Origin of the sequence: Streptomyces sp. BE20, assembly GCF_036322525.1 — a bacterium.
In the GTDB taxonomy this organism is placed as follows: domain Bacteria; phylum Actinomycetota; class Actinomycetes; order Streptomycetales; family Streptomycetaceae; genus Kitasatospora.
In genome coordinates, this window is record NZ_JAQYWW010000627.1 from 1 (window position 1) to 334 (window position 334).

At 47.0% G+C, this 334-nt stretch carries 1 protein-coding gene; it reads right to left on the minus strand.

Translation table 11 applies throughout. The features are described 5' to 3' along the window. Positions 1-24 precede the first annotated feature (24 nt). Positions 25-334, minus strand: a 310-nt coding sequence (locus PUR61_RS13390; protein ID WP_329879037.1) for a hypothetical protein, incomplete at its 5' end; no start/stop codon positions are given.

A 334-nucleotide genomic window follows, 5' to 3' on the forward strand; every position in this document is an offset into this window, starting at 1 on the left:
GGGGGAGCCCCACGTGTATAAATCCTAACCCCCGAGCACCCGCCCCACCCGCACCAACCGGTCGGTGTCGGGGCGGGCGGCCGCGAGGCCCGGCTCCAACAGCACCACCGCCGGCACCCCCCAGTCCGGCAGGAAGACACCCCCCACCACCCAACAAAAACCCCAAAAAAACCCACCAAAAAAAACAAAAAAACAAAAAAAAAAAAAAAAAAAAAAATATAAAAAAAAAAAAAAAAAAAAAACCAAACCAACCACACCAAACCCAACACAACAAAAAAATAAAAAAACAAAAAAAACCCGACAAAACAAAAAATAAAACACCCGCACCAAACAC